Below are 7,698 nucleotides of genomic sequence, written 5' to 3' on the forward strand. Positions count from 1 at the left end.
AAGAATAGAATACTTTGCTGGAGGAATTACAAATGGACAATATTTCAATTTTATTTGCTTTATCGGCAGGGGCGCTATCCTTTTTTTCACCCTGTATTTTTCCGCTTTTGCCTGCTTATCTTGCTAATCTTACAGGCTCTTATGGGAGTGGGGAGAAAACCAGTGTTTCTAATAGAACACTGATGATTCGTTCCGCTCTCTTTATCCTTGGTTTTACTGTGGTTTTCCTGCTTATGGGTGCTTCCGCGAGTATGATTGGACAAATTTTCACTGCGAATCGAGGGTTGTTAGAAAAGATTAGTGGACTACTCATTATTATATTTGGCCTACAGATTGCAGGGATTTTAAATCTTCGTTTTCTCATGTTTCAAAAGCAGCAGGAAACCAAAGCTCCAAAGAATGGAAGCGGGTGGAATTCATTTGTCGTGGGAGTTGCTTTTGGAACGGGTTGGACACCTTGCGTCGGTCTGGCTTTATCTTCAATTTTGTTGTTGGCCGGATCTTCTGAAACGATGTACCATGGAATCTTTTTATTGTTGTTTTATTCGTTGGGTTTAGGAGTTCCTTTTTTATTGATTTCAATCTTAATTACCAAATCTAAGGGTATCATGAGAAAAATAAATAAATGGTTACCGCTTTTGGCACTGCTGAACGGATGGATTTTGATCGCGATGGGCTTTCTTTTATTTTCGGGCCAATTGCAAAAGTTAAGTGCTTGGCTTGCTTCCTTCGCGCCAATATTCTAATAAAAGGGGATGATCTTTTCTATGAAAAAAAATTTTATCGTCATTGTTATCCTAATCGGTTTGGTTGGGTGGGGGATTTATGATACAAGTAAGAAAAATGGTGACCGTCAAGCAAACTTGGCTAGTAGCCAACCAGCAATGGAGGGAATAGATGACTCCTCACTGAGTATTGGTATTAACCAAGGGAACGTTGCACCAGACTTTGTGTTAAATAATCTGGATGGTAAAAGTTTTAAGCTTTCTGATTTCAGAGGACAAAAAGTAATCGTCAATATGTGGGCAACCTGGTGCCCGCCCTGTAGAGCAGAAATGCCGGATATGCAAAAATTTTATGATAAGTATAAAAATGAAAATACCACAGTAATTGCAATAAATATGACAACTTCAGAGAAAAGTGTAGATAGAATTCCCGAGTTTTTAGATGAATTTGGGATTACATTCCCAGTGTTATTAGATAAACAAAATAGCATAGGGGAAATATACCAGGTTTATGCTCTTCCTACGAGCTATATCATTGATTCGCAGGGTATTATTCAGCAAAAAGTTACAGGTCCAATGAATTATGAAATGATGGAAAAACTAGTTAAAGAAATACGCTAAGTAAATTTGGAGGTGTTTGGAATGATAGCAGAGGGAACCGGGATTTTAGTAGTAGAAGATGATGTGAAAATTCGAAAGCTGATCGTCTTGTACCTGGAAAAGGAAGGGTATGAAGTAATTGAGGCTGGAGATGGGGAGGAAGCTCTAGATGCCTTTAAAAAAAATGACCCTTGCCTTGTTATTTTAGATTTAATGCTTCCTAAAATAAGTGGTGAAGAAGTCTGTAAGAGTATTCGAGGAGATTTGAAGGAAGGAATTCCTATTATTATGTTAACAGCTAAAGTAGAGGAAAATAACCGGATTGAAGGATTGAAATCGGGAGCCGATGATTATGTAACGAAACCGTTCAGTCCGGGTGAATTGGTTGCACGGGTAGAATCCATTTTGCGGAGAACGGGCCAGCGGTGTAGCAAACTTACATACCGCGGAGTAACCATCAAACAGTTACGGGGTGAAGTACACTATAATGGGGAAACCATTCAACTCACACAGCATGAGTTCCGTCTTTTGTATTTTCTTATGGTGCATCCCAATCAAATTCTAACTAGGGAACAGATCATTGATGAACTGTATCCCAATAATGAAAAGGTAGTAACAGAAAGGTCGATCGATGTTCATATAGGTAGATTGAGAGAAAAACTGATATGGGATGGGGACAACGCACTAATCGAAACTATTCGAGGAATGGGGTATCGCTTTGTTGCGTTTCAAAAATAATCTATTACAAAACAACATCATGTGGAAGTTTACACTGATCAATGTCGCGGTCATTGGTATTGCCATTTGGTTCGCAGGAGTTTCGGTAAAAGACTATGCTTGTCTGTTGTTTGCTAATTCCCCGTCTGTGACTCCAGGGGAAAGCGTCATTTTCAATCAAACGATGCAGACTTTTTTAATTAAAGCAAGTCTGACGGCTGTGTTGATTGCAGCGTTCATCCACTACTTTTTTGTAAAAAAGTTGATTCTTCCTCTCAAGGAATTGGGTCATGCAACACGACAATTGGCTCAAGGGGAAATGCCAAACCCCTTATCGATTCGTGTTCACGATGAAATTGGTCTGTTAACAGCTGACTTTAATCAATTGAGCCTGAAATTGAAACTAGTAGAGGATTTAAGAAAAAAAATGCTGTCTGATATCTCACATGAACTGCGGACACCATTAACGAATATAAACGGATATTTGGAAGCTTTAAGCACAGGGGTTATTCAGGGCAATAAAGAGCTATTTGAATCCATTCACGAAGAATCCATACGCATTACCCGTTTAGTTGAGCAGTTACACCAATTAAATGTGTGGCAAGGAAAGAAGATTTCCAATGAGAATAAGATGAATGTACTCTCTATAGAAAATCTGATTGAATCCTGTGTAGATCACTTTTCATTGGAGTTCAAGAATAGCGGGGTCATTATTGATCTCAAGACTGAAGCAGCGGAAGTAGTAGGAGATGAAGATGGCCTAAAACAGGTGCTTCACAATCTTCTGACCAATGTACTGCAATATGACGAGGGTGGATGGGTTGAGATTACAGGAAAGCAGAATGAGTCAAACTACCAAATAATCGTCAAGAATTTAGGCCAGCCAATTCCTGAGGAACATGAATCTCTAATATTCGAGAGATTCTATCGGGTAGATTCATCCCGCAGTAGGGATTCAGGAGGATCAGGATTAGGGTTATCTTTAGTGAAGGAAATTATTGAGCAGCAGGGTGGAAAAGCAGGATTGCGGTCAAAAGGGAACGAGTACTCCTTTTGGTTTACTGTACCTTTAAAAAAATAATACCAATATTATTGAACTAATATCCTTTGTAGAGGACGTTTTAAAAAAAGCTAGGCAACTTGAATGAGATGCAGTCTATACTTTGAGCCAGTGTCGTTTTGAGGTACCATACTTCTCCATGATTCTGCCGTAAGTCCAGCCTTCGTTGACGTGTAAGCATATGCCCTCGATCCTAATCTCATATAATACTTTTTTCTGTCCTCTTTTCACTGACATTAAAATGCAGCCGCCCTTAGATTTCATCGGATAAATTAGGTTATTCCAAGGTCCATTCTAAGGGCTGCAATTCGTAGGAGATGGAGGGCTACTAATTCATTCAGCAATTATTTTTTCCTATTGTCTCTGGGTCCGAAGTGACCATTTGCTAATTAGAGTTGCCCACACTGATTAGTTTTCTGGCACTTAACAATGAGTAAATGAGTATGCGTTATAATTTATCTACATACCAATAAGTACATTTCTACTTGCGGGGCCCCAATTCGCCCCCTTATAACCTGTCATTCCCTCAAGGTTAACAAAACAAGGCAGTACGGTATACAATACACCTGACACTGCATTAACCCTAAACGTGATATGAAATCTCATGTTTGAGTTATCGACGGGTACGATCTGTGCCATATCAGGACGTATTGAGTTTGAAGACATCAGTGCGTCACTCATTCCTACAGTTGCAATACCGGTAGGTGTTTCCATAGTACTCCTGATCCAGTAGTTTGAAATATGGGTTGCTGATCCTAAATCTGTCCGCTGATCATACGTAATCAGAATTTGATTTGTTGCACTCTGTTTTGCTTCCAAAAGAATTGGATGCGGTATCATCTGACGCTCATTTTGGAAATTAAGCATTCTTAATTGCCCCCTTAAGTAAACTTAGTCAACAGCCTATACATTGTATTAATGTTAAATTGTTTATATACCATTGGGTGTCTTAGCATATTTCAACTAGGAAACGCTAAAATGTAGATGTACTGGCGTATCCTTGTTAAGGGACAAGAACTTGTTCCTGTTTCCTATTAGGCATCTGTCTAATATGTTTTCACTCGTTAATTCATTAAGCTAACGGGCAGTTTAGTTCCAATATATAGCAATATAACAATAGTGAATAATGAGGGGAGGAATATAAGTGTCATATCCATTTGATTGTATTACGGAGTTTATGTTTTGAAACAACTATGGATTCCGCTGATGTGATCATGGTTCCGGGAGGAAGCCATCCGCGCAGTTGATGGAAAGTGCAGCTGAACTATTTCATCAGGGGTTTGCACCTTATATATTGCCTTCAGGTGGCTCGACATCGAATGTAAAAACGACAGAATGGGAATTCCTTCGTAGCATTGGAATAAAACTAGGCGTACCCGAAAGTGCAATTCTACGTGAAGATAAAGCAACAAACACCTTTGAGAACTCTAGATTTTCGAAGCATGTACTTCATCATATGGGGATTAAGCCCACTAAGGCGATATTAGTATGTAAATCGTATCATGCACGAAGAGCCTTACTGACTTATCAGATTGATTTTAACGAAACAGCTTTTTTAGTGATATCTTTAACGGACAAGACTGGAATTAATAAAGATAACTGGTTTCTTGATGATAAGAAGATTACTCCCGTTATGAAAGAACTAACTAAGGTGGGGCAATATTTTGCCCATCATATACCGAATTGGGTTAGACCGTTAAACTAACGGGAAACGTTAGTTGAGGAATAGCAAGGAGCAGTTTGCTCCTTTTTAATTAAGATAACTGGAGGTTAATGGAGCAGTTAGATAGAATAAAAGCTTTGGAAAATAGTTTTAGATCGGAGATGAGGTTGATACTGTGACACTATTTTATTATATTGCTGCAAGCTATGAGCTTCCGACAGGCTCATTTGGAAAGAAAAAAACAGTTATGACTATTAATGAATATGTTACGAATGTAAACCCTGCCGCTAAGGATCAACTCAATATGCAAATACTACTGGAGAAATACCCAAAGGGCGATAAACTTATGGAGGTTTACGATACGGAAGAGGATGCAGCAGGATTATATATAACCGGTCCCATAACCATGCAATCCTCACATCCTTTCCGTCATCCATTGGTTTACCAAGTGAACCCCGAAGGTGGTGACTTCGAGATTAATGACGAGATTAAATATTCTCACCCGATTTTATTTCAGACAAGCAAAAAGTGCTTAGTAGAGCTTTTCAAATATATACGCAGCAATCTGAGAATAGGTGAAGACTTAGAGTTGTATTGCTGCTGGGCTCACGGACAGGAAAGATTTTTAGATGCTCCAAAAAAAGAACTCGACCTCGTGATTGAACTAGCCACATTTCAATTGGGGAATGAGTTCGAGTGGAAAGAACGTCAGTATATAAGCGTTAAGAAGTGAATCAAGATACAGTTTTCCATTAAGCTAACGGGAACGATAGCTCAATTAAACCACAAAGCAGCTGACCAACGTGATCGGCTGCTTTTGTTCTACTAAGTAGAATGACATAAAGTCGCCAACCAAGAAACCCCTTATAAAACAAGGGGTTTTTAGTTTTTGGTAGGGAACTTTGTGTCAATTTTTAGTGACACAAAGTTCCCCACTTGCCTGGAGAAGAGAAGAAGTTGGAGATCAATTCTACTTACAGTGTAGGATAATGTTCAGTAGGAGTATTTATTGTTAGATCATTCACAATAATTTGATTCAAAAACGTTTAGCCATTATGGATTTTGATCCTATATTTCTCACCGTTTCGCGTGCAGCAATTGCTGAGATTTTGGCTGGTATATTCCTTCTCTTATTCAAGCAAAAGGTTCCTGTCCGAAGAGATATTCTCCCACTCATTCTTGTAGCTCTTGGTGTGGGGATTTCCACTATTGACAGGGCTGGCTCTACAATATATTACATCCGCTCATGCCATTATCTATATCGGTCTGTTGCCTCTCTCCACCGCTATATTTGGAGTTTTACGAGGCGGAGAACGTGCGCGGCCATTTTTTTGGGTGCTATTAGCTTTAGACAGTGGTTTGGTGGTAGGGTTTGCTTTGTTAAGCGGGGAAGCTTCTTCTCCAGTGGGGGATGGACTTATGTTGGCATCAATTATTGTGTGTGGTTATGGATATGCGGAAGGCGCACGTCTTTCTAGAAGTTTAGGTGGCTGGCAAGTCATCTCCTGGGCATTAATCATATCGCTCCCAGTAATGTTGTTACTCTCATTTTTGTATATGCCGCAATCTTGGGGAGATATACGCGTTTCTTCATTCATAAGTCTTGTATATGTATCGCTTTTTAGTATGTATATTGGCTCTTGGCTTTGTATTTTGGTATCGAGGCCTTGCACAAGGGGGGAATTGTAGGAGGTGGACAGTTACAGCTTCTACAGTCATTTTTTGGCTTGTTACTTTCAGCTCTTATTCTACATGAGTCAGTTGGATGGCTCATCTTTTTTGTAAACATTGGTGTCGTATTGTGCGTAGCATTCGCTAAAAAGTTTGTATCCAGATAACGCTAAGGATCATAGCCGTCAGATTTATAGATTAAACTAACGGGAAACGATAGTTCAAGAATACGAAGAAGCAGCTGATCAATATGATCGGCTGCTTTTATTCAACTAACAGGCAGGACAGGATAGCCATTTTATCGAACACTAGATAATAAGGGGATTTTATGAAGGTCAATTGACTAGGAGTGAGGGTATGAAATTATTACTGACATCTGCAGGCGTTAATAATCAAAGTATACAGAATGCGTTAGTTGGCATGTTGGACAAGCCGATTGCTGACTCCAATGCCCTGTGCATTCCCACGGCGATGTACGGACATCCCTGGGTTGGCCCTCGCGTCAAAAACCTGAGAGTTTATCAGCGGGAAATCCGAGAATCCCATGGTCGACCTCGGCTGGAAGTCTGTAGGCGTGCTGGAGCTCACCGCACTGCCAAGCATCAATAGAGACCACTGGGAGCCCCTGGTCCGGGAGACAGACGTCTTGCTGGTATCGAATGGCGATGCTCTCTTCCTATGCCATTGGATGCGACAATCCGGACTGGCAGAACTCTTGCCTTCACTGAAGGCCATTTATGTGGGAATGAGCGCCGGCAGTATGGTGATGGCACCTAAGGTCGGGGAATATTTTGTGTGGTGGACTTCACCTACCGGTGGGATATGAAACGTAGGGACTGGTTGATTTTGCAATTTTTCCGCATCTTGATCACGTCATGCTGCCAGATAACACTATGGCTGCAGCTGAGAGCTGGGTCGCAGAGATTCAAGGGCCGGCATATGCAATCGATGATCAGACCGCCATCAAGGTGATCGATGGAGCAGTAGAAGTGGTTTCCGAAGGGAATTGGAGGCATTTTAGGCTTTAAGATTCCTCACTGCTGAGGTAACGGGATACAATAATTCAATATTACCAATCTGAAAAGTAGCCGATCTACGAGATCGGCTACTTTTCAGATTGTCGAGAAACCCAGTTCTCTTTCGAGAGTCGGATTTCTCGACAATCTGACTAAAGCATTTATTGCTTTAGTGTTTTTATTTTATGGGGGTGTAATCATTGTCAAGGTACAAAAGGGTTCTCGTTAAGCTAAGTGGTGGAGCAG

7 protein-coding genes and 2 pseudogenes are annotated in these 7,698 nt (G+C 40.4%); 8 read left to right on the top strand and 1 reads right to left on the bottom strand.

All coding sequences use genetic code 11. The features are described 5' to 3' along the window. The first annotated feature begins 32 nt into the window (after positions 1-32). From CRO25_RS30160 to CRO25_RS30175, 4 genes are read left to right on the top strand one after another with little or no spacing between them, the layout of a single operon-like run. The gene (locus CRO25_RS30160; protein ID WP_079697466.1) at positions 33-746 is read left to right on the top strand and encodes a cytochrome c biogenesis CcdA family protein; all 714 of its coding nucleotides are present in this window, start codon (positions 33-35) and stop codon (positions 744-746) included. A 21-nt stretch (positions 747-767) separates the two neighbouring features. Continuing rightward, entirely contained in the window at positions 768-1,346 is a 579-nt protein-coding gene (locus CRO25_RS30165; protein ID WP_079697465.1) for a peroxiredoxin, read from the top strand. Positions 1,347-1,367: 21 nt separating this feature from the next. Further along, positions 1,368-2,063, top strand: coding sequence for a response regulator (locus CRO25_RS30170; RefSeq protein ID WP_079697464.1), 696 nt, complete (start codon positions 1,368-1,370; stop codon positions 2,061-2,063). Then, entirely contained in the window at positions 2,044-3,123 is a 1,080-nt protein-coding gene (locus CRO25_RS30175; RefSeq protein WP_256336781.1) for a cell wall metabolism sensor histidine kinase WalK, read from the top strand. Before CRO25_RS30170 ends, CRO25_RS30175 begins: the two co-directional genes overlap by 20 nt. 438 nt (positions 3,124-3,561) lie before the next feature. Here the strand turns inward: CRO25_RS30175 and CRO25_RS30180 are convergent, their stop codons facing one another. After that, positions 3,562-3,969 (bottom strand): hypothetical protein, encoded by a 408-nt coding sequence (locus tag CRO25_RS30180; protein ID WP_079697463.1) that lies wholly within the window; start codon positions 3,967-3,969, stop codon positions 3,562-3,564. Between the two features lie 379 nt (positions 3,970-4,348). On the opposite strand from CRO25_RS30180, the gene CRO25_RS30185 reads away from it, so the two are divergent. The 4 genes and pseudogenes from CRO25_RS30185 (at position 4,349) to CRO25_RS30195 (ending at position 7,464) form a co-directional block, all read left to right on the top strand. Further along, positions 4,349-4,807, top strand: a complete 459-nt coding sequence (locus CRO25_RS30185) for a YdcF family protein (RefSeq protein WP_256863789.1) — start codon at positions 4,349-4,351, stop codon at positions 4,805-4,807. A gap of 133 nt (positions 4,808-4,940) precedes the next feature. After that, positions 4,941-5,498: a hypothetical protein gene (locus tag CRO25_RS30190; protein WP_079697462.1), complete on the top strand. Its 558-nt coding sequence runs from the start codon at positions 4,941-4,943 to the stop codon at positions 5,496-5,498. A gap of 283 nt (positions 5,499-5,781) precedes the next feature. After that, positions 5,782-6,603, top strand: a pseudogene (locus CRO25_RS34075) (DMT family transporter). Positions 6,604-6,793: 190 nt separating this feature from the next. Next, positions 6,794-7,464, top strand: a pseudogene (locus CRO25_RS30195) (Type 1 glutamine amidotransferase-like domain-containing protein). The last annotated feature ends 234 nt before the right edge of the window (positions 7,465-7,698 follow it).

It is taken from the genome of Paenibacillus sp. RU5M (assembly GCF_900221055.1).
GTDB lineage: Bacteria > Bacillota > Bacilli > Paenibacillales > Paenibacillaceae > Paenibacillus > Paenibacillus marchantiae.

What these genes read in the sequence shown, in the direction of transcription:
- CRO25_RS30170 (WP_079697464.1), top strand. Translation starts at nt 1,368, where the DNA reads ATGATAGCAGAGGGAACCGGGATTTTAGTAGTAGAAGATGATGTGAAA.
- CRO25_RS30165 (WP_079697465.1), top strand. Translation starts at nt 768, where the DNA reads ATGAAAAAAAATTTTATCGTCATTGTTATCCTAATCGGTTTGGTTGGG.
- CRO25_RS30180 (WP_079697463.1), bottom strand. Translation starts at nt 3,969, where the DNA reads ATGCTTAATTTCCAAAATGAGCGTCAGATGATACCGCATCCAATTCTT.
- CRO25_RS30185 (WP_256863789.1), top strand. Translation starts at nt 4,349, where the DNA reads ATGGAAAGTGCAGCTGAACTATTTCATCAGGGGTTTGCACCTTATATA.
- CRO25_RS30160 (WP_079697466.1), top strand. Translation starts at nt 33, where the DNA reads ATGGACAATATTTCAATTTTATTTGCTTTATCGGCAGGGGCGCTATCC.